19 protein-coding genes are annotated in these 17,862 nt (G+C 62.6%); 9 read left to right on the top strand and 10 right to left on the bottom strand.

The genetic code is table 11. The features are described from left to right. Window positions 1-79: 79 nt before the first annotated feature. The 6 genes from HMPREF2943_RS05885 to HMPREF2943_RS05910 all read right to left on the bottom strand — a co-directional run bounded on the left by HMPREF2943_RS05885 (window position 80) and on the right by HMPREF2943_RS05910 (window position 7,189). A complete protein-coding gene (locus HMPREF2943_RS05885; protein ID WP_070711065.1) occupies window positions 80-1,807 on the bottom strand; it encodes a dipeptide ABC transporter ATP-binding protein in 1,728 nt (575 codons plus the stop codon). After that, a complete protein-coding gene (locus HMPREF2943_RS05890) occupies window positions 1,807-2,766 on the bottom strand; it encodes an ABC transporter permease (RefSeq protein ID WP_070711066.1) in 960 nt (319 codons plus the stop codon). The genes HMPREF2943_RS05885 and HMPREF2943_RS05890 overlap by 1 nt, the downstream gene beginning before the upstream one ends. Next, window positions 2,759-3,685, bottom strand: a complete 927-nt coding sequence (locus tag HMPREF2943_RS05895) for an ABC transporter permease (RefSeq protein ID WP_010189948.1) — start codon at window positions 3,683-3,685, stop codon at window positions 2,759-2,761. The genes HMPREF2943_RS05890 and HMPREF2943_RS05895 overlap by 8 nt, the downstream gene beginning before the upstream one ends. 199 nt (window positions 3,686-3,884) lie before the next feature. Beyond that, complete coding sequence (locus HMPREF2943_RS05900; protein ID WP_070711067.1) at window positions 3,885-5,480, bottom strand: peptide ABC transporter substrate-binding protein; 1,596 nt, start codon at window positions 5,478-5,480, stop codon at window positions 3,885-3,887. Between the two features lie 222 nt (window positions 5,481-5,702). Continuing rightward, window positions 5,703-6,605, bottom strand: coding sequence for an alpha/beta fold hydrolase (locus HMPREF2943_RS05905; RefSeq protein ID WP_070711068.1), 903 nt, complete (start codon window positions 6,603-6,605; stop codon window positions 5,703-5,705). Between the two features lie 89 nt (window positions 6,606-6,694). Continuing rightward, window positions 6,695-7,189: a phage holin family protein gene (locus tag HMPREF2943_RS05910; RefSeq protein ID WP_070444132.1), complete on the bottom strand. Its 495-nt coding sequence runs from the start codon at window positions 7,187-7,189 to the stop codon at window positions 6,695-6,697. Window positions 7,190-7,293: 104 nt separating this feature from the next. On the opposite strand from HMPREF2943_RS05910, the gene HMPREF2943_RS05915 reads away from it, so the two are divergent. Beyond that, window positions 7,294-7,983 carry an oxidoreductase gene (locus HMPREF2943_RS05915; protein ID WP_070711069.1) on the top strand — a complete coding sequence of 230 codons (690 nt, stop codon included), beginning with the start codon at window positions 7,294-7,296 and terminating at the stop codon, window positions 7,981-7,983. Here HMPREF2943_RS05915 and HMPREF2943_RS05920 read toward each other — a convergent pair. Next, window positions 7,980-8,795 (bottom strand): HAD family hydrolase, encoded by an 816-nt coding sequence (locus tag HMPREF2943_RS05920; protein WP_070711070.1) that lies wholly within the window; start codon window positions 8,793-8,795, stop codon window positions 7,980-7,982. The two genes, HMPREF2943_RS05915 and HMPREF2943_RS05920, sit on opposite strands and share 4 nt — an antisense overlap. Window positions 8,796-9,107: 312 nt before the next feature. Then, entirely contained in the window at window positions 9,108-9,743 is a 636-nt protein-coding gene (locus HMPREF2943_RS05925) for an Abi family protein (RefSeq protein ID WP_070444124.1), read from the bottom strand. 300 nt (window positions 9,744-10,043) lie between these two features. On the opposite strand from HMPREF2943_RS05925, the gene ssd reads away from it, so the two are divergent. The 7 genes from ssd to HMPREF2943_RS05960 all read left to right on the top strand — a co-directional run bounded on the left by ssd (window position 10,044) and on the right by HMPREF2943_RS05960 (window position 14,439). Beyond that, entirely contained in the window at window positions 10,044-11,060 is a 1,017-nt protein-coding gene (gene ssd, locus HMPREF2943_RS05930) for a septum site-determining protein Ssd (RefSeq protein ID WP_070711092.1), read from the top strand. Continuing rightward, window positions 11,057-12,193 (top strand): TadA family conjugal transfer-associated ATPase, encoded by a 1,137-nt coding sequence (locus HMPREF2943_RS05935; protein ID WP_070711071.1) that lies wholly within the window; start codon window positions 11,057-11,059, stop codon window positions 12,191-12,193. Before ssd ends, HMPREF2943_RS05935 begins: the two co-directional genes overlap by 4 nt. Continuing rightward, window positions 12,190-12,939 carry a type II secretion system F family protein gene (locus tag HMPREF2943_RS05940; RefSeq protein WP_070444118.1) on the top strand — a complete coding sequence of 250 codons (750 nt, stop codon included), beginning with the start codon at window positions 12,190-12,192 and terminating at the stop codon, window positions 12,937-12,939. Before HMPREF2943_RS05935 ends, HMPREF2943_RS05940 begins: the two co-directional genes overlap by 4 nt. Further along, window positions 12,939-13,496 (top strand): type II secretion system F family protein, encoded by a 558-nt coding sequence (locus tag HMPREF2943_RS05945; RefSeq protein ID WP_070711072.1) that lies wholly within the window; start codon window positions 12,939-12,941, stop codon window positions 13,494-13,496. The genes HMPREF2943_RS05940 and HMPREF2943_RS05945 overlap by 1 nt, the downstream gene beginning before the upstream one ends. A gap of 90 nt (window positions 13,497-13,586) precedes the next feature. After that, window positions 13,587-13,775, top strand: a complete 189-nt coding sequence (locus tag HMPREF2943_RS05950; RefSeq protein WP_070711073.1) for a DUF4244 domain-containing protein — start codon at window positions 13,587-13,589, stop codon at window positions 13,773-13,775. Then, window positions 13,775-14,098, top strand: coding sequence for a hypothetical protein (locus HMPREF2943_RS05955; RefSeq protein WP_070711074.1), 324 nt, complete (start codon window positions 13,775-13,777; stop codon window positions 14,096-14,098). Before HMPREF2943_RS05950 ends, HMPREF2943_RS05955 begins: the two co-directional genes overlap by 1 nt. Then, window positions 14,095-14,439, top strand: a complete 345-nt coding sequence (locus tag HMPREF2943_RS05960) for an Rv3654c family TadE-like protein (RefSeq protein ID WP_070444106.1) — start codon at window positions 14,095-14,097, stop codon at window positions 14,437-14,439. Before HMPREF2943_RS05955 ends, HMPREF2943_RS05960 begins: the two co-directional genes overlap by 4 nt. Here the strand turns inward: HMPREF2943_RS05960 and HMPREF2943_RS05965 are convergent. Beyond that, window positions 14,436-16,811 (bottom strand): Zn-binding domain-containing protein, encoded by a 2,376-nt coding sequence (locus HMPREF2943_RS05965; protein ID WP_070711075.1) that lies wholly within the window; start codon window positions 16,809-16,811, stop codon window positions 14,436-14,438. The genes HMPREF2943_RS05960 and HMPREF2943_RS05965 overlap by 4 nt on opposite strands. A 91-nt stretch (window positions 16,812-16,902) precedes the next feature. Between HMPREF2943_RS05965 and HMPREF2943_RS05970 the strand changes: the two genes are divergently transcribed. Next, on the top strand, window positions 16,903-17,106 hold the full coding sequence (locus HMPREF2943_RS05970) for a cold-shock protein (RefSeq protein WP_010189920.1): 204 nt from the start codon (window positions 16,903-16,905) through the stop codon (window positions 17,104-17,106). Here HMPREF2943_RS05970 and HMPREF2943_RS05975 read toward each other — a convergent pair. Then, window positions 17,103-17,696, bottom strand: coding sequence for a DedA family protein (locus HMPREF2943_RS05975; protein ID WP_371325760.1), 594 nt, complete (start codon window positions 17,694-17,696; stop codon window positions 17,103-17,105). The two genes, HMPREF2943_RS05970 and HMPREF2943_RS05975, sit on opposite strands and share 4 nt — an antisense overlap. Window positions 17,697-17,862 lie beyond the last annotated feature (166 nt).

A 17,862-nucleotide genomic window follows, 5' to 3' on the forward strand; every position in this document is an offset into this window, starting at 1 on the left:
GGGCCCTTTAGCTCTTAAAGAACGAGACCCGCCAACCGGAAGACGGTTGACGGGTCAGTCGGCGTGGGTGGTGCGTGAGCTAGTGGCCGGTGCCGATTTCTAGGTGCATGCCCGGAACCGAGTTGATGAGGTTGCGGGTGTATTCCTGCTGGGCGTTTTCGAAGATATCGTCGGCGGTGCCCTGTTCGACGGCCTGGCCCTTCTTCATGACTACGACGTCGTCGGCCGTCTGGCGGACCACCGCGAGGTCGTGAGTGATGAAGAGATACGACAGGCTGAGCTCCGACTGCAGCTCCGCGAGGAGCTGAATGATCTGGTTCTGCACCAGGACGTCGAGGGCGGAGACAGCCTCATCGAGGACGATGACCTCCGGGCGCAGAGCCAGCGCGCGGGCAATGGCGATGCGCTGGCGCTGGCCGCCGGAAAGCTCGTTGGGGTAGCGGCGCATGGCGGAGCGAGGCATGGAGACCATGTCGAGAAGCTCGGCCACGCGGGCCTCGCGTTCCTTGCGCGAGCCCACCTTGTGCAGGGCCATAGGTTCCTCGATGCACTTATAAATCGAGTACATCGGATCCAGCGAACCATAGGGGTTCTGGAAGACCACCTGCATCTTGCGGCGGAGCTTGAACAGTTCCTGCTTCGATAACGTCGACGTATCGCGGCCCTCGAATTCGATGGTGCCGGAGGTCGGCTCCAGCAAGCCCAACACCATGTTGGCCACCGTGGACTTGCCGGAACCGGACTCGCCCACCAGCGCCAGGGTGGTGCCGCGGCGGATGTCGAAGGAGACATCATCGACGGCCTTCAGCAGCTTCTTGCCGCCGCGCTGGCCGCGGATATCGAATTCCTTGGTGAGGTTACGAACCGAGATGACCGGGGCCTGAGCCGCGGAAGATGAACCTGCAGCGGAATCTGCAGCGGTGGAACCAGACTCGGAGGCGGCGCCGATCGCCTCACCCGACTTCAGCTCCTTGGCCTCCACACCAGCTTCCTTGGCCGCGCGGATGCGGGAGGAGGCGAGGGAGGGGGCGGCGTCGACAAGCCGGCGCGTGTAGGGGTGCTGCGGGGAGCGCAGAATCTCTCGCGAGGGGCCCGACTCGACGATGCGGCCGCGGTGCATCACGATGAGGTGCTCCGCGCGCTCGGCCGCCAGACCGAGGTCGTGGGTAATGAAGAGCACCGCGTTACCCAGCTCCTCGGTGAGGTGCTCCAGGTGGTCCAGGATGGTTTTCTGCACCGTCACGTCGAGGGCGGAGGTGGGCTCGTCGGCGATGAGCAACTTCGGGCGGGCGGCCAGGCCAATCGCGATGAGCGCGCGCTGGCGCATACCACCAGAGAACTCGTGGGGGTACTGCTTGGCGCGGCGTTCGGCGTCGGGAAGCCCGGCTTCCTCCAGAAGCTCCACCACGCGTTCGTGGCGCTTGGAACCCTCCACCACGTGGTTGGCCTTGAGAGACTCCTCAACTTGCGTGCCGATGCGCCACACTGGGTTGAGGTTGGACATCGGATCCTGCGGGACCAGGCCAATCTTGTCACCGCGCAGCGATTCGAATTGCTTGTTGTTGTAGTGAGTGATGTCCTCGCCCTCAAAAAGGATCTGGCCGCCGGTAACCTTGCCGGTGCCCGGTAGCAAGCCGAGGATGGACATCGCGGTGGTGGACTTACCGGAACCGGACTCGCCCACGATGGCCACGGACTGGCCAGGGTAGATGGACATGTTGACGCCACGCACTGCCTCAACCACACCGGTGGAGGTGGTGAAGGAGATATGGACATCCTTCATTTCAAGAAGTGGAGAGTTAGTCATTAGCGCTTCCTCGCCTTCGGATCGAGTGCATCGCGGACGACGTCACCCATCATGATGAAGCTCAACACGGTTAGGCCCAAAGCGCCCGCCGGGTAGAACAGGACTGCCGGAGCGACGCGCAGGGAAGCCTGCGCGTCGGAAATGTCTCCGCCCCAGGACACGAACGTCGGCGGCAGGCCGATGCCCAGGAAGGACAAGGTGGCCTCCGCGACGATGTAGGTGCCCAGCGCCACGGTGGCGTAGGAGATGATGGGCGCGGCCGCATTCGGCAGGATGTGGCTGAACAAGATGCGCCAGCTCGACGCACCGATGGAGCGCGCGGATTGCACGAATTCCTCGTTCTTGATGGAGACCACCGCGCCGCGCGTGATGCGGGCAATGGAGACCCAGCCGAAGAGGCCGAGCACCAAGACCACCGTGACGATGGTGCGGTGCTCCTTGAACATCTGCATGACCACGATGGCGGCGAGCACCAGCGGGATGGCGAAGAAGATGTCGGTGATGCGGGAGAGAACAGAGTCGATCCAGCCGCCGAAGAAGCCGGCGATAGCGCCGATCATTGAACCAAGCACTACGACGAGCAGCGTGGTGAGGACGCCGACGGCTACCGACGCGCGCGCACCGTAAATCACGCGGGCGTAGATATCGCAGCCTTGGCGGTTGAAGCCGAAGGGGTGGCCTGGCTCGGCGGGGGCGAGGGACTTGGACAGCTCGCATAGGCGCGGGTCGGTGCTAGTGAAAAGACCCGGTGCGATGGCTAGGAGGATGGCCACGAGAATCATCACGGCCGCAATCCAGAACAGTGGGCGACGGCGCAGGTAGCGCCATGCCTCCCCCCACTGGGAGGAAGGCGCGGACTCGTCCTTGACGGCATCGACCGCGCCGAGACCCGTTTCATCGGTTTCCGAGACGAAGTGCTCTTGGCCCGGGTGGGGAGTGGTTTTCTCGAAATTAGGCATAGCGGATCCTCGGATCAAGTACGGCGTACAGGAGGTCAACGAGCAGGTTGGCGATGATGTAGATGATCACCAGCACGGTGGTGAAGGAGACGATTGTGGTCGGCTCACCACGCAGAATGGCCTGGTACATGGTGCCGCCGACGCCGTTGATACCGAAGATGCCCTCGGTCACGATGGCGCCGGTCATGAGCGCACCGATGTCGGCGCCGATGAAGGTGGCCACGGGAATCAGCGAATTGCGCAGCACGTGGCGGCGGGTCACCGCGCCGTTGGACAGCCCCTTGGCGCGGGCGGTGCGCACGTAATCGGCGCGCAGGTTCTCCGCCACGGACTGGCGGGTCAGGCGGATGACGTACGCCAAGGAGAGCGCGCCGAGCACCATGGCCGGCATGAGGAGAGACTTCACTGTGGCGTTAGCGCCGACGGTAACCGGCAAGACGCCCCACTTAATGCCCACGAGGTACTGGAAGACAAAGCCGATGACGAAGGAAGGCACCGCGATGACGAGCAGGGAGATGACCAGCACGGTGGAATCGAAGAAGCCGCCGCGGCGCATACCGGCGAAGACACCGAAGAGGATGCCGAAGACGGACTCAAAGATAATGGCCATGACGGTCAGCTTTACAGTAACCGGGAAGGCGTTAGCCATCACCTGGGTTACGGGAACCCCGGAGAAGGTCGTACCGAAGTCCAGCATGAAGATGCCCTTGATATAGAGCAGATACTGAATGATGAACGGCTTGTCGAGGTTGTATTCGGCCTCGATGCGGGCACGGGCAGCCTCGGTAAGGCCGCGGTCACCGCCAAGGGCTTCGACAGGATCGCCGGGCATCAAGAAGACGAGCGCATAGATGAGCAAGGTAGCTCCGAAGAACACCGGAATCATCTGGAGCACTCGGCGCCCGATATAGCGCAGCATAGTGTGGTCCTTTACTCGTTGTGGGGCAGGTGCTTGCCAGCGTCGGGACGCGGGGCATAGCTTACGAGAATTCTAATGTGTGATCCCACGCTTCGAGAAATCTATAGCGCGTTTCTAATCACACTTTGGGGGTGAAAACGCGGGGCGACCCCCGCTCCATGGAGGTTGCGGGGGTCGTGCGAAGTGGCCAGGGGTGGCGTTACTTCTTGGTGATGTTGTAGTACACCGGCTGGGACTTCCAGGAGAAGACGACGTTGTCGACGTTCTCGGAGTAGCCACCGGTGGCGTTGGAGTACCACAGCGGGATAGCCGGCAGGTCCTTGAACAGGACTTCCTGGGCCTCGGTGTACTTCTTGATGGCGTCTTCCTCAGAGGTGGAGGTCAGGGCTTCGTCGAGAAGCTTGTCAAACTCCGGGTTGGTGTAGTCACCGTCGTTGGAGGAACCGTTCGTCTTGTACAGCGGGGCCAGGAAGTTGGCCTGGCTCGGGTAGTCCGCCTGCCAGCCGGTGCGGAAGGCGGTCTTGATGGTGCGGTTGGTCACCTCATCGCGCAGGGACTTGAAGTCCGGGTACGGTGCGCCAACAGCCTCGATGCCGAGGGTGTTCTTGATGGAGTTGGTGGTTGCATCCACCCAGCTCTTGTGGCCGCCGTCGGAGTTGTAGGCAATCTCCAGGGTCGGGTTATCCCACTTGTTGAGCTTGTCGGCCTCAGCCCACAGTTCCTTGGCCTTCTCCGGATCGTACTCAAGGACTTCGTTGCCCTTGATGTCCTCGGAGTAGCCCGGCATAACCGGGGAGGTGAAGTCCTTGGCCGGGGTGCGGGTGCCCTTGAAGATGGTGTCCGTGATCTCCTCGCGGTTGATGGCATAGGAGATGGCTTGGCGGCGCAGCACGCCTTCTTCGCCGGAGTAGTGCTCGAGGTTCTCGCCCAAGGTGAAGGACTGGAAGATAGCAGTCGGCTGGTTCACTGCACGGTCGCCGAGGTCGGCCTCGTAGACGTCGAAAGCGGAGTCCGGAACGGCGTCGAGAACGTCGAGGTTGCCGGAGAGCAGATCGGCGTAAGCGGCGTCCTGGGAGGCGTAGAAGACGAACTTGATGCCGTCGTTCTGCGGGGTCTGGCCACCCTTGTACTCCTCATTCGGAACGACGGTGGCGTCCTGGTTGTGGTTCCACTCGGACAGCTTGTACGGGCCGTTGCCAATCGGGTTCTGGCCGAAGGCATCCATGTCTTCCAGGGCAGACTCGTGCAGCGGGTAGAACGCGGAGTAGCCCAACTGTGCCGGGAAGTCCTGCTCCGGGCTGTTCAGGGCGATGGTGAAGGTGTGGTCGTCGACGACCTTGAGGCCCTCCATCTTTTCGACGCCTTCCTCGAAGCCCTTGATGTTGGCAAAGAAGGAAGCGTTGAGCTGGTCGTTGGCCACGGCGTAGTTCCAGGCGTCCACGAAGTTCTTCGCGGTGACCGGGGAGCCGTCGGAGAACTTCGACTCCTTGAGCTTGACGGTGAACTCGGTGTTGTCGTCATTCGGCTCGATGGATTCAGCCAGCTCGTTCTGAGCTTCGCCGTCACCGTCGTAGTAGACCAGGCCGGCGTAGATGGAATCGACGATACGTCCGCCGCCGGTCTCATTGGTGTTGGCCGGGATGAGCGGGTTCTGCGGCTCGGAGCCGTTGACGGTGACGATTCCATCACCGGAGCCGGAAGCAGAGTCTGAACCGGAGTTGTCGCCACCACAGGCCGCGAGGGTGAGCGGCAGGGTAGCGACAGAGAGAGCAGCGAGTGTCTTCTTGAGCGTCATGTAGGGCTTAGACCTCCGTGGTGCGAAAGATGTAGAAAACCTGTGATGTTGGTTTTATATGAAGCTACCGCGTGGCTCGTCTCATATACAAGGAATTGAAAAATATGTCCTGTGATAAAAGCTATAGGGCGGTAGGTATTCTTTCTTAACCTGCGGTTTTGTCAACGAATTAAAAAAGTCCCCATCCCCCTGAGAGGGGTGGGGCACGGAGGGCGGTGAATGTTACCTATCTCGCAACCATTGGATAATGGTCTGAGTAAAACCATGCGGGTTCTCAAGATAGGGCAGGTTCTTGGACCCGGGGATAGTGGTGGCGGTGAAACCCCCACGGCAGCGCCGCGCCGCCCGCCGCGCAACTGGCCGCCACAGCATCTGATCGGCATGAATGAACAGCGTCGGGCACTGCACGGTGAGCTCGAGCCAACTCAGCGGAACCACAGCGGTACGCAGTCGGTGGTTCCAGATGATTCCCCGGCGGACGTTTCCTATGCGTGACGACGTCACGCGCAGGCGCAGGGCCTCCTCGCGCTCGGCGCCGTTGAAGGATCCGAGGGCGTCGAGATCCATCTCCCGAAGGTAGGTGGACTCCCGCAGTAGGAGTCTCGGGGCGCCAATTTTTCCCATGCGGCACAACGCTGCGCGCAGGAGGACCCACCCGAAGTCCCAGGGGCGTGCGGCGACGGCGCGGCGTAAATCTGCCGGGTGCGCTGCCGATACGGAGACCAGCCCGCGTACCCGTTCGGGCCGCTCGGTGGCCAGCGCCCATGCCACCGCACCGCCGGTATCCGCGCCGACTAGGTAGGCATCGTCGTGACCCAGTGCGCGGATGGCACCGCTGACATCACCAACCGCCACGCGGATATCCTGGCCGGGTTCGAGCGGTGGTTTATCGGACATGCCAAAACCACGCATATCGAGGGCGGCGACGTGGAAGCCTGCGGCGGCAAGCGGGGCAATGACATTCCGGAAGTCGAACCACCCACCAAAGGAACTATGGAGCAGCAGCACCAGCGGGTTATCCGGGTCGCCAGCGGTAGCGGCGTGCAGGCGGATGCCGCGCGTGTGCAGGAACTCGTGCTCAAAGGGGCCGTCAAGCTCCACTACGGAGGGCGGTAGGGGATTCATGGGCGGGCCTTTCGTGGGAAGGGTGCACAGAAGAAATCCGCCCTGAACGCATGTGCTCGGGGCGGGAGATTGAAAAGGACCTTAAAGGTTTAGGTGTAGAGGCCACGCTCGATGGACTTCTCAGCCTTACCCGGTACCAGCTTCTTGAGTTCCTTCGTGGACTCGATGGTCTTCTCCGGGGCCTTGACCTGCTTGACCTGCTTGAAGCCGATGAAGGCCACGACGGCGGCCAGGACGACCATGATGAGGAAGACGATCAGGAAGGCAGCCCAGCGGTCGAGCCACACGGCGAGCAGCTCCGCCAGGAAGAAGAAAAAGAAGAAGGAGCTGTACAGCGCCACGGTGCCGGCCACGCCGAACATGCCCGCGCCGATGCCGCCCTTCTTGGCAGAAGCAGCGAGCTCGGTCTTGGCCAGCTCGACCTCGGAGCGAACCAGCTGGGACATCTGCTCGGTGGCGTTGGATACGAGCTGGCCGATGGATGCTTCGCCACGGCGGGAGGTATCCGCATCGCTCAAGGGAATGCTGTCTACCTTCGGGGCGAACTTGTTGGACCCGTCAGTGAATAGTCCGTCGTTGCTCACGGTTAAATACTCCTACTGTTTTGTCGCAATCTATATCGGCCATAGTAATGAACTTTCCAGCGTTCATGTGGTGCGGCCCGCAAAGTGGGTACGGCGTTATTGTAATGGGTATGCCGCATTCTGACCCGCTGACCCCGCTGATGGCCCTTTCTGGGGTGAAGGATAAAGCTGCTTCTGCCGCCTCAGCGTTAGCGCGCGTGCACCGCCGGCCCGCGGGCTTGCGCAAGTTCGACGTCATTTCTTCAGAGTCGCTCTTGCGCGGTGCGCGGGCGGCCGCGGCGATCGACGGTGCGCCGCTTGAGGCTGACGGTATCCCGCCCGCGGTCAGCGCTTATTCCCTCCTTGCCCCCGAAAAACAGGCTGCTACCGTGCGCACCTTCGCGCGGGCTCCGCTGCAGATCCTGGCCAGCATTGATGTTGCGGCGGGTGGCGCGGGCCACCCTGATCAGAATCCGGCGGTGGCGCAGGCGCTAGCACAGCTCATCACGCGCGGGGCCGGTGTGGATTTTGACCGCTTGTTACCGGTGGTGCTGCACGCGGAGATTGCCGCGCGCTCGTTTTTCGGTGCGCGCAGCACAGTCGTGGCGCTCGTTGCCGCGCGCACCGCAGCCATCCATACCGGTTTCGATCCGCGGGGCTTTGCCGTGCCTGAGACCTACCTCAACCGGCATCGCGCGGACTACCGTGCGGCACTGGATACTTACGAGGAAGATCCGGCGGCACTTATCACGCTGCTTTTCGACGCCTGGGAAGCCGGCGCCCGCGAAGCCGACGGCATCGCGCAAGCGGCCTAATCACGCAGCTGCTGCCGCGCAAAGAAAACACCGCCGACCACGAGGGCCGCTATGCCGGCCACGACCGCTGAGCCGATACCGAACTCGCGGGCGCTGGGCGCGGTGAAGAGCGGAACGGGGTGCTTAAACGTGCGGATTTCCCAGTCATGGGCAAGGGCATGCTTCTTTAACAAGCGGTCTGGATTCACGGCAACGGGGTGGCCAACCTGCTCTAACATCGGGATATCCGTGGCGGAATCGGAATAAGCAAAAGATACGTCGGGGTCGACGTTGAGCTGTTTAGCCATGCGGGCTAAGGCCTCAGCTTTTGCGGCGCCTTTGCAATAAAACAGAATCTCTCCGGTGAACCGGCCGTCTTCCTCGGCGAGCTCGGTGGCCACGACGTGCTCGATGCCCAGCTCCTGTGCGATGGGCTCGACCAGCACGCTTGCCGACGCCGAGATGATCACCACCTCGTGGCCGGCGGCGCGGTGGGCGTCGATAAGCGCGCGTGCCTCCGCATAAATGGCGGGGGTGACTACTGAATGCATGGTCTCCACCGCGATGTCGTGGACTTCCTGAACGGACCAACCGGCGGCCATGGCGGCGAGCTGATCCCGGGTGGTGTCCATATGCTCACTGCTGTGCCCGGCGAGCATATAGCTGGCTTTGGCTAAAGACAGCTGGAGCGCCTCGGCATGGGTGATGAGACCGTTGTGCATGAATTCGCGGCCGAAGGCATAGGCAGAGGACGTGGCAATGATCGTTTTATCCAAGTCGAAGAACGCGGCCGCGCGGGTGGCGCCGTCAGTGGGAAAAGAAGTACCGGTCATCGAGGAAGGCCTGCCGTCTGTGTGCGAGTTACCCTGCTCATCGTAGCCTCTTAGCAGGCAGAATCGGGAGTGCGCAAACATATTGCCAGAAAACTCACGGAATGTTGGATTTCGCTGTTGTCATCTCTTGGTTCGCGTGCCATAATGTCATGTGCAAGGCCCCGATATACAGTGCGGCCTGCCCCGGCGCACCCCCCCGATGCCGGGTTACCGATGGCCCGCGCACACCCCCCCGAGGCGCGGGCCATCACCTTTTTCTTTTAAGCCAACATGCCCCCAGTCCCAGTGTTGCCGTGGCATTCAGATATGTGACTAAGGTCGTTGCACTCGTAGAGCTGGCACTCTGGAATTATCCTTGATCCACGTCGCGGCTTCGGGATCAATGAATTTCGCTACCATGTGGATAGCGTTATCAACAGAGTCAAGATGTGCGATTTCACCAGGGATATTGTGTTGTTGGACGATTGATTCGTGGTGAGAGCACCTGTTTCTCATTTTGTAAATAATGACTACAAGTTCTTCGAATTGCTGTCTGTCGTCGGGTTTTACCTTCAATGCCTTTTCTATCTGCGGCCAGATGCTCGCCTGATAGTGGCTACTTAAGAGGAAGCGCCAGAAATCAAAACTGAGTTCAGCGATGATTTTTCCTGGTGGTGCTTTCCTCCCTCCGGCTCTCTTCATTGCTTTGTGGATGCTCTTGGCTGCTTCACTGCTGAAATTTATTCGATGGTTGTCAAACCACCGTTCGTCGTATCTGCGCGTTAGGGCGGTGTGGATGCAATTGCGGAGGAGCACTTCGAGATGCTCAATGTCGGCGAGATAGGTCTTTGTAAGGTGAGTATTCCAAAGGTATAGCGCTTCTGGAGTTGGATGGGCAGCATAACGGCTCATACGCGCAGATGAAAACCACTGAGATAGTGGTAGTAGGGCGGATTCTGGATTATTCATTATGGATATGCTAGTTTTTCTGTTGAAAGCCTCGGAACGATCCCTGCACTACAAAAGTAGGAGTAAATCGCCGGGGTTATTGATGTTTTTGGCTTTCCCTAAGCCTAAGCCCGTTGTATGGCTTGTGAGTTTTTCTTAGGACACGACGTGGCGGGTTCCCTGTGAATTGTAGGCTTTAAACCCCGTTAAATTTGTTTAAACGTCATCAAAACCGGCGTCTATAGATGAAAACTGCGGAGTTATCCACAGGCGGCTAGGAAGCCCTAGCGCGTGGTAGGTGTGCTCGCGCATGCTTCGGGCATGAGCACGTTTCACCTAGTTATCGCAGTCGGGGATGCCGCACTGCGAGCAGAAGCAGCTTCCGCGGCTGCTGCCAGTACTGCGGAAGTGAGCACCGTCGAGGATCCGCGGGACTTTTCCCGCCACCTGCCGAAGGCGGATGCTGTCTTAGCTGATTCGCTGACGGCCCGTCTCGTGGCGGGGCATCCGCGGGTGTATTTCCTGGCCTTGGATCCGGGGCCGATCGATTATGAGGCCGCACTCTGTTGCCGTGCGACTGCCGCCTTCATCGTGCCAGCCCAATCGAAAGAACTCCTGGGCGCATTAGCTGCGGACGCTACTCCTGAGACCACCGTGTCCACAGGTTTAACCCTGGCGGTGACCGGCTCCGCTGGGGGCTTAGGTACCTCGACCGTGGCGGTGGCGCTGGCCCGCGAGGCAGGCGCGGATCTCCTGGTTGATGCGTGCCCTTATTCCGGCGGCCTCGACTTGCTCACCGGCATTGAGAACAAGCCCGGCGCGCGGTGGCCGGATCTCGCTGCGGGGACCGGTTCGGTTGATGCAGCAGACCTTGTCCGTGCTCTGCCCACCACTCCGGATGGCATCGCGGTTCTCTCAGAGGCGAGGTCTGCCAACGCGGAGGTGGTTGAGATGAGTGCCACCCGGCGCGCGGCCATTATGCAAGCTGCGTGTTTATACCCGGGGACCGTGGTGGTGGATTGCCCGCCGTGGGATATCCCCGACGCGGCGGATCACGTGGTGGTGCTGACCGCCGCTGAGGTGCGGGCAGCCGCCGCCTGCGCGCAGCTGGTGGCAGAGCTTCGCGCCCGGCCGCAGGAGTGCTCCGTCGTCGTGCGCAACCGCCAGTGGGCGGGTCTGGACGCCAGCGATATTGCCACGGTGACTCATGCAGAACCCATCGCTGAGTTGCCGACGATCCGTGGTCTGACCCGCACGGTGGAAACCAGTGGGCTGCCGCGTCAGCTGCCCCGAGCCCTTGTGCGTGCCGCGCGCCAGATGTGGGAGGCCGTGGCATGAACCTGATCGATACGATGCGCACTATCGTGGCCGCCGAGCCGCAGCTGGCCCACGATGCACCGGCCTTGGCGCGGCGCATTCGCCAGGAGGCCGGAGTCATCAGCGATGTCGATGTGCTCGACCTTCTGCAGCGCTTGCGCCACGATTCCGTGGGCTTAGGATTATTGGAACCGGTCCTATCGCTGCCGGGGCTGACCGATGTTGTTGTTAATGGGGCCGATTCCTGTTTCGTCGATTGCGGGCAGGGCCTGCAGCCGCGTGATATCGGCTTTGCCGATGACGCCGAAGTACGCCAGCTTGCTACCCGGCTGGCTGCGGTGGCGGGCGTGCGGCTGGATGATGCGCAACCTTTTGCCGATGGGCGCCTGACCCGCCCCGATGGCACGAGGATCCGACTTCACGCGTTGCTTGCGCCTCCTTCAGCAAGCGGAACTTGCATCAGCCTTCGTGTGTTGCGCCAGGCGCAAACCAGCCTGGAGGAGTTAATAGCCAATGGCAGCATTGATTCCAGCTTGGAGCATGTCTTGCGGGCCGTCGTTGAGTGCCGGGCATCCTTCCTGGTCACTGGTGGGACCGGCTCCGGCAAGACGACGTTGCTCGCTGCCTTGTTGGGGTGCGTGCCCGTCACCGAGCGCTTGCTCATCATCGAGGACACCCCGGAGCTTTCCCCGAATCACCCGCACGTGGTGACCTTGGTATCGCGCCGGGCTAACGCGGAAGGGCGCGGTGAGATTTCTATGTCGCTCCTGCTCCGCCAAGCGCTGCGCATGCGCCCAGACCGCATCGTGGTCGGTGAAATCCGCGGCGCGGAGGTAGTGGAACTGCTTGCCGCGCTCAACACTGGGCACGATGGTGGGGCTGGCACCGTGCATGCCAACTCTGTTGATGAAGTACCCGCCCGCATGGAGGCCCTCGCCGCGCTGGGAGGACTCGACCGTGTGGCGCTGCACTCGCAGCTAGCGGCCGCAGTGCACGTGGTTCTTGGGATGGAGCGTACCCCGCAGGGTCGACGCCTCGCACACCTCGGCGTGCTGGAGGGAAACCCGGTCACGCCTCAGCTGGTGTGGACGGCCGAAGAGGGCCCGCTTCCCGGGTTTGCGCAGCTGTGTTCGCGGTTGGGGGTGGAACCATGATGTGGCTGTTCCTTGCAGCGGCGTGTTTGCTCTCGCAGCCTGCCTCGGTGACGCGGCTGGAATCTCCGAAGCCTCGCTCGCTGGCACCCGCGGCTGTCTTCCTCGGGGTCGGGTGCTGTGTCTTTTTCGGCAGGCCCACTGTTGTGGTGGCGGTGGGCTGCATTGTGGCCTGTGCGCTGTGGTTTGCCAATGACCTGGCAGCCGCCCGGCGCCAGCGCCGCGGTGCTGAGGCACTCGCCTCCTATTTTGGATCTATTGCCGCTGAGCTGCGGGCGGGCTCGACAACGGCGGGCGCGCTGCGTCGGGGTGCAGATGCCCTTCCTGACTCCACTCCGGAGAGTCTCCGCGACGCGTTGAGCACAGCGGCGGGACTCGCGGCGCAAGGGGGCTCACCCGCGGTTGCTCTCAATGCACCGGAGGTTGCGCGCTATGCAGCGCTGCTCACGCTCTCGGGGCGTCATGGCGTGGCGTTGGCGAGTCTCATTGAGCAGGCCCAAAGCCAGCTGGATACTGCGCGCCGCCATGCCGGTGAGACCGCTGCCTCTTTGCAGGGGCCGCAGGCCACCGCGGTTATCCTGGCGTGCTTGCCGCTGGCGGGCATTCTCATGGGTGGGGCGATGGGTGCGGATTCTCTGGGGTTCTTGTTGGGTGGTGGCTTAGGGGGCGTGCTTCTCGACGTCGGCGTGGCACTCGTCTGCGCCGGCTTTGCCTGGTCGCGCCTCATTCTGCGGAAGGCGGCGCAGTGATGGTCTTGACTTATATCTCCACTGCATTAATGGCCGCGGCACTCGCTATCACGGCTGTTGCGCCCTCTGGGCGGATTGCCGAGTCGGGGTCGCGCACGCCGCGCCCGAAGACGCCGCGCGATGGTCCAGCGGCGGACTATAGTGCGCTCGAAGCAGCCAGCGACCTCGAGCTCTTCGCTGCTTGTTTGGAGGCCGGACTCTCCACGCGAAGCGCCGTGGTGGCCGTCGCCGAAGCCTCGTCGCAGTGGTCGGAGGCGGCAGCACTCATTGGGGTAGGGGTTCCCATGAACACTGCGTGGTCGTCGTTGGCCAGCCAGCCGCATTTGGAAGAACTGGTGCGGCTTACGCAGCTGTCTGGTGAATCGGGCGCTGCCATGGCAACTGGGTGCCACCGGTTGGTGGCGCAGCTGCGTGCCGAAGCCTCGGCACAAGCTACCGCGCGGGCGGAGCGCGCTGGCGTGTTCATTGCAGCACCGCTGGCGGTGTGTTTCCTTCCCGCCTTCCTGGTCCTTGGGTTGATACCTGTCCTTATCAGCTTGGGGCAGCAACTTTTCTAGGCCCGTTCATACCAATAATCGCTCAACTAACCACTCACCAATTCAGTAAACGCAACCTACACAAACACAGGAAAGAAAGCTAGGTAAAACATGCAGAAAAAGTTAAACTACCAGTCACTATTAGGAAATGATGATGGTATGTCTACGATTGAGTACGCTATGGGTTCGCTCGCGGCTGCAGCGCTTGCCGCGGTGCTCTATGCCGTGGTCAATGGCGGTGAAGTAACCAGCGCCATTACCTCCATCATCACCGACGCCCTGTCCAACTCTCCAGGCTAATGCGCGCGCTTGATGACGCCGGCTCCGTCACCATCGAGGCGGCTCTGTCGTTGTCCGCGCTCGTCATCGTCGCCGCGGGAATCGTGGGCGGCATCGCCACGTTGTCGGCCCACCTCGCTGCCGTTGACGCCGCGGGTGCTGCGGCTCGCTCCGCTGCTATCGGCGTGGACTTTCAGCGCGAGGGAGTGACGGTCACCGTGAGCGAGAGCTCCGGACTCATGACCGCCCAGGCCGCCGTGCCCGCACCCCTGGGAACCATGCGCGCGCAGGCGGTGTTTCCCGCGGAGATGGCAGCCGGTGGGGCCGCAGGGGCGCAGCCATGAGTCGTCATCAGCGCAGCTGGGTGCGGATCCTGGCGGGTGAGGAGGGCTATGCCACCGTCGTCGCCGCCGGGATCATCGCCGCAGTGGCGTCTCTGTTGTTGGCGGTCGCGGCGGTTGCGTCGCTCGTTGTGGCGCGGCACGAAGCGCAGGTGGCGGCGGATCTCGCTGCGGTATCGGGGGCGTGGGAGGTGGCCAAGGGCAGGGACGCCTGCACGAAGGCTGAGGAGGTTGCCGTGCTCAATGGCGCGGAGCTCGGCTCCTGCGATATCGAGGGGCGCGACGTGGAGGTGACTGCCCGGCTGCGCGGGCGCAGCGCCATCGCCCGCGCTGGTCCGGTCTAGGAGGTCATGGTGACCAGCGCGCCGAGCAGCGCTACCGCGCCCGCCTTGTCCAGAGGGTTATTGCCGTTGCCGCACTTGGGGGATTGCACGCACGACGGACACCCGGACTCGCAGGGGCAGGAGCGCACGGCCTCAAAGGTAGCCTTGATCCACTCGGGGAAACGCCGGAAGCCTTCCTCGGCGAAGCCGGCGCCGCCGGGATGGCCGTCGTAAACGAAAACCGTGGGCAAGCCCGTATCGGCGTGTTGGGCGGTGGACACACCACCAATGTCCCAGCGGTCGCAGGTGGCAATGAGCGGCAGCAGCCCAATGGCGGCGTGTTCGGCCGCATGGAGGGTGCCTGGCGTGCGCCCGGCGGTGACTCCCATCGCTGCGAGTGCCAGCGGATCGATGGTGTAGGCCACCGCCCGGGTCACCAGGCGCTGCTCCGGCAGGTCAAGGGGGATATCCTCGCCCACGGAGCCATCGGGAAGCCGAACCTGGTAGCCGGTGACCTTGTCGGTCACCTCGACCTCCAGGCTGGCCACCCACAGGCCGGGGGCGTAGTTCACCAAGTCATCGGCCTCGCGCAGGATGCGGATATCCGTCGTGGACTTCGGCTGCGTGGTGTAGTCCGGCGTCTTCGGTACGGCGAGGGCTACGCCTGGCTCGGCGGGAGCTGCGCCACCATCGCCTCCGCCGAGGTGAAGTTCCTCGATCACGAAACTTTCACCGCGGTGCAGGTACACCGCGCCGGGATGTACCTGGCTGACCGCGCGGGCTGCATCGATGGTGCCGAGCAGGCGGCCGTCGGAAGAATCGACAATCATGACCTCCTCGCCCGAGCCACCGCGCAGCGAGACGGCCGTGTGCGCGGTCTCCGGGGTGAGCTCGCTGGAGCCAGCGGGCAGGGGAGCGGCGAACCAGCCCTGCGGGCGCCGGCGCAGCAAGCCCTGCTGGGCTAGGTCATGAACCACGTCTTCGGCGTGGAAGGCGGCCACGTCGGCGTCGCTCAGCGGCTTTTCTACCGCCGCGCAGTACACGTGTCCGCCCAGGATATAAGGGTTAGCGGGGTTGAACACGCTGGCCTCGACCGGCCGGCCCAACAGCGCTTCCGGGTGGTGAACCAGGTAGGTATCCATCGGTTCATCGCGGGCTACCAACACCACCAGAGAGCCCTGCCCGCGGCGGCCCGCGCGTCCTGCCTGTTGCCAAAAGCTGGCGACCGTACCCGGGAACCCAGCGGTGACCACGGCATCCAGCCCGCCGACGTCAATGCCCAGTTCCAAAGCCGAGGTAGTGGCTACGCCGAGCAAGGAACCATCATCCAGTGCCTGCTCCAGCGCGCGGCGGTCTTCAGCCAAGTACCCCGCACGGTAGGCCGCAATCCGGCGGGCAAAATCCGGCCTGCCCAGCCTCCCGGAGAGCTCCTCCGCTGCCCGTAGCGCGGTGGTCTCTGCCGCGCGCCGCGAGCGCACAAAGGTCAACGTCCGCGCGCCTTGCGCCACCAGCGCGGCCATCATCCACGCTGCCTCCGTCGTAGCGGCGCGACGCACCGGGGCACCGTTCTGCCCTTCGATGCCTTCCATGAAGCCCGGCTCCCACAGCGCTACGGTCCGCGCACCCGTCGGCGCGCCGTCCTCAGTCACCGCGAGCACCTCGCGTCCCGTTAGCCGCGCGGCATGCCGGGCGGGATCCCGCATGGTCGCCGAAGCCGCAATTCCCACCGGCCGCGAGCCATAGTGCTCGCACAGCCGCAGCAAACGCCGCACCACCAGCGCCACGTTCGCCCCGAAAACCCCGCGGTAGGCATGCGCCTCATCGATGACGATGAATTTCAAGTGCCTCAGCACCCGCGCCCACCGCTGATGCGCCCCCAGCAGAGAAGAATGAATCATGTCCGGGTTGGAAAAGATGAACCGCGCTTGATCCCGGATGCCGGCGCGCGCTTCGGTGGGGGTGTCGCCGTCGTAGGGGGCGGGGTGGACGTCGCGAAGCACGGCGATATCCTGCGTGAGCTCCAGCACCGCGCGCAGCTGGTCCGAACCCAGCGCCTTCGTCGGCGTGATGTAGAGCGCGCACGCGGTCGAATCCTGCGCCAGGCGGGACAGGATGGGCAAACGGTAGCCCAGCGACTTTCCGGAACTCGTCCCGGTGGACACCACCACGTCGCGCCCCTCCCACGCGGCCTGTGCCACGGCGACCTGGTGGGCATAGAGCTTGGCCACACCTTGCTCCTCCAACGTCGCCCGCAGCTCCGGCAGGACCCACTCCGGCCACTCGGCATAGCGCGCTGGCTGGGCGGGCAGGGTGGTGGAGTGCGTTAGCTCGGACTCGGGGAAACGCTCAACAAGGTGCTCGACGAGCTCCTCACCCAGAGGGTTCTCACTCACGCTTGCCTCCACTAATCTGCTGTAGGTGTCCAAACGTGGCACACTGGTGCACTAGTTTGCACTACTTTATTTCCGCAAAGGACAACTCATCATGGCATACGGTACCGTCAAGTTCTTCAACGCCGAAAAAGGCTACGGCTTCATTGAGCAGGAGGACGGCTCCGGCGATATCTTCGTGCACTACACCGAGATCCAAGGAACCGGCTTCCGCACTCTCGAAGATAACCAGCGCGTCTCCTTTGAGATTGGGGAAGACGCTAAGGGCCAGCAGGCCACCAACGTCGAGGTGGTTTAGGGGGATTCGGCATAGCCGCGCCGGGTATCCCACCATTCCAGCAGCTTATTCTGCCCCTTTTGCAGGCCGAAGCCGATGATGACCGCGGCGATGATGGAAATGAGCATGGCTATCGCGGGCGAGCCGGAGAAAGCCACGCCGCCGAGATAACCAATGGCTAGCGCTTGCGCCACCCACAGCAGCACCCCGAAGGTGTCGAAGAAGAAAAACAGCGGCCACGGGTAGCGCATCGAGCCGAGCAGAATCGTCATGAAGAGCCGGGCCGAGGGGATGAAACGCGCAATGATGATCGCCGCGCCGCCGCTGCGCCGAATGTTGCGTTTAACCCACGTTAAGGCATCGTAGGCCTTCGTGCCTTTTTGGGCTCTATTTATAAGGCCAATGAGCCGCGTTCCCAGAAGGAAGCACAGGTTATCCCCCAGAATTGCGGCAACCATAGCGACGAAAAACATGGTGGGAAGATGGGGAAAACCTTGGGAGCCAGACCAGGCGCCCACCATGTTGAGGGGAACCTCTGAAGGCAAAACGGGGAAGAAGCAGTCGAGGAAAATCAGCGAACCCACCAGTGGATAAATCCACTGGGTGGCCATGATGACCTCGAACCATGCAGTAATAGACGCAATCACGCTGTCTCCCGGTTGTGTACTGTGAGGCGAATCCTCGGACGGCCAGTATAGACCCCCTGTTGTGTGGACGCGTACTGGCCTGAATAACTAGAGTGAACCTCTATCTGTGTACTCTAGGGGCAATTGCCCA

The organism is Corynebacterium sp. HMSC072D12 (assembly GCF_001813925.1).
Lineage (GTDB): Bacteria > Actinomycetota > Actinomycetes > Mycobacteriales > Mycobacteriaceae > Corynebacterium > Corynebacterium aurimucosum.

Coding starts and splice junctions, on each gene's coding strand:
- HMPREF2943_RS05885 (WP_070711065.1), bottom strand. CDS start 1,807: ATGACTAACTCTCCACTTCTTGAAATGAAGGATGTCCATATCTCCTTC.
- HMPREF2943_RS05890 (WP_070711066.1), bottom strand. CDS start 2,766: ATGCCTAATTTCGAGAAAACCACTCCCCACCCGGGCCAAGAGCACTTC.
- HMPREF2943_RS05895 (WP_010189948.1), bottom strand. CDS start 3,685: ATGCTGCGCTATATCGGGCGCCGAGTGCTCCAGATGATTCCGGTGTTC.
- HMPREF2943_RS05900 (WP_070711067.1), bottom strand. CDS start 5,480: ATGACGCTCAAGAAGACACTCGCTGCTCTCTCTGTCGCTACCCTGCCG.
- HMPREF2943_RS05905 (WP_070711068.1), bottom strand. CDS start 6,605: ATGAATCCCCTACCGCCCTCCGTAGTGGAGCTTGACGGCCCCTTTGAG.
- HMPREF2943_RS05915 (WP_070711069.1), top strand. CDS start 7,294: ATGGGTATGCCGCATTCTGACCCGCTGACCCCGCTGATGGCCCTTTCT.
- HMPREF2943_RS05920 (WP_070711070.1), bottom strand. CDS start 8,795: ATGACCGGTACTTCTTTTCCCACTGACGGCGCCACCCGCGCGGCCGCG.
- HMPREF2943_RS05925 (WP_070444124.1), bottom strand. CDS start 9,743: ATGAATAATCCAGAATCCGCCCTACTACCACTATCTCAGTGGTTTTCA.
- ssd (WP_070711092.1), top strand. CDS start 10,044: ATGAGCACGTTTCACCTAGTTATCGCAGTCGGGGATGCCGCACTGCGA.
- HMPREF2943_RS05935 (WP_070711071.1), top strand. CDS start 11,057: ATGAACCTGATCGATACGATGCGCACTATCGTGGCCGCCGAGCCGCAG.
- HMPREF2943_RS05940 (WP_070444118.1), top strand. CDS start 12,190: ATGATGTGGCTGTTCCTTGCAGCGGCGTGTTTGCTCTCGCAGCCTGCC.
- HMPREF2943_RS05945 (WP_070711072.1), top strand. CDS start 12,939: ATGGTCTTGACTTATATCTCCACTGCATTAATGGCCGCGGCACTCGCT.
- HMPREF2943_RS05950 (WP_070711073.1), top strand. CDS start 13,587: ATGCAGAAAAAGTTAAACTACCAGTCACTATTAGGAAATGATGATGGT.
- HMPREF2943_RS05955 (WP_070711074.1), top strand. CDS start 13,775: ATGCGCGCGCTTGATGACGCCGGCTCCGTCACCATCGAGGCGGCTCTG.
- HMPREF2943_RS05960 (WP_070444106.1), top strand. CDS start 14,095: ATGAGTCGTCATCAGCGCAGCTGGGTGCGGATCCTGGCGGGTGAGGAG.
- HMPREF2943_RS05970 (WP_010189920.1), top strand. CDS start 16,903: ATGGCATACGGTACCGTCAAGTTCTTCAACGCCGAAAAAGGCTACGGC.
- HMPREF2943_RS05975 (WP_371325760.1), bottom strand. CDS start 17,696: ATGGCCACCCAGTGGATTTATCCACTGGTGGGTTCGCTGATTTTCCTC.